Genomic DNA, 1,402 nt, shown 5'->3' on the forward strand with positions numbered 1-1,402 from the left:
CTCCTCGCGCTCCACTGCGGGGACGGGGCGCGTTCATACCATCTTTTCTTTACGAGTAAAGAAAAGTGACATCTCACACGTTCTAAAACGGCCAACCCCGTACAGCCGCGACAGCAGCTAGAAGCGCTAAAACACTGCCCACTCACCCTATTCTGCATCAGCAGCTAGAAGCAATAAAACCCCACCCAACCAACGCATCCCCCCGCGTCAGCGGGGCCACAAGCGGCCCCCCCCAAAAGGCATGCCTTCACTCACGCCACCAAGTCCTCCAGCGTCACCAACTGAGCGCCATCCTGCACCTGGTCGCCGACACTGTAAAGCACTTCCTGCACCACGCCGTCGGCCGGCGCGGTCAGGGTGTGCTCCATCTTCATGGCTTCCATCACGATCAGCGGATCGCCCTTGCCGATGACGGTGCCTGCCTTGACCATCACGGCAATGATGCGGCCCGGCATCGGCGCCACCAGCTTGCCGCCTTCGGCATCGGCGCTGCCCGCATGGGCCAGCGGGTCGATGACCTCCAGCCGGGTTTGCTGCTTGCCGCTGAATACGTAGAGCGTCTCGCCGTCGATATGCGTGTTGCCTTTGACCGTGCGCTCGCCAAGGTCGAGCGTGTGGCTGCCGGCATGGCTGGCCGCGCGCAAGGGCATGGTTTGCCCGCCCACGGTCAGCCATTGCTTGCCGCCGTCGCCGCGCAGGCTGGCCAGCGTTTCGCCTTCGGCGGTGCGCAGGCGGTACTGGCTGCTGGCATCGCCGTTCAGGCGCCATGCGCCGGCATGCTGCCAGGGCGAATGCGCATCGGCCGGATCGACGCGGCGTGCGCGGGTTTCCGCATCCACCAACGCCGCTACCGCCAGGGCAATCACCTCCATGCCTACCGGCGCGGGCGGGGGAAACAGCGCCGCCTGGTTGCGCTCGATCAGCCCGGTGTCGAGATCCGCGGTGCGGAACGCCTGCGAGGTCACCAACCGTTGCAGGAAGGCGATATTGGTCGACAGGCCCACCACGTGATACTCGGCCAGCGCCTGCGCCATGCGCGCCAGCGCTTCCTCCCGGTCGCGGCCCCACACGATCAGCTTGGCGATCATGGGGTCGTAGTACGGGCTGATGGTGTCGCCTTCGCGCACGCCGGAGTCGATGCGCACGCCCGCCGGGCCGCTGCCGTCCTGGCCCAGCGTGAACGTCACCGCCGCCGGCGTGCGCAGGTAGCGCAGCGTACCGGTGGAGGGGAGGAACTGCTTGTCGGGGTTCTCGGCGTAGACGCGGGCTTCCAGCGCGTGGCCGTGGATGTGAAGCTGATCTTGCCTGAGCGGCAACGGTTCGCCGGAAGCCACGCGGAGCTGCCATTCGACCAGGTCCTGCCCGGTGATCATCTCGGTGACGGGATGCTCCACCTGCAGGC

The 1,402-nt window shown here is 66.3% G+C and carries 1 protein-coding gene; it reads right to left on the reverse strand.

Annotated features, from left to right (window positions below; all coding sequences use genetic code 11):
- Positions 1–251: 251 nt before the first annotated feature.
- The coding region (locus ACYP5B_RS46005) for an acyl-CoA carboxylase biotin carboxyl carrier protein subunit (protein WP_459574029.1) at positions 252–1,402 on the reverse strand (1,151 nt) is incomplete at its 5' end.

Source organism: Cupriavidus sp. 8B (genome assembly GCF_054589115.1).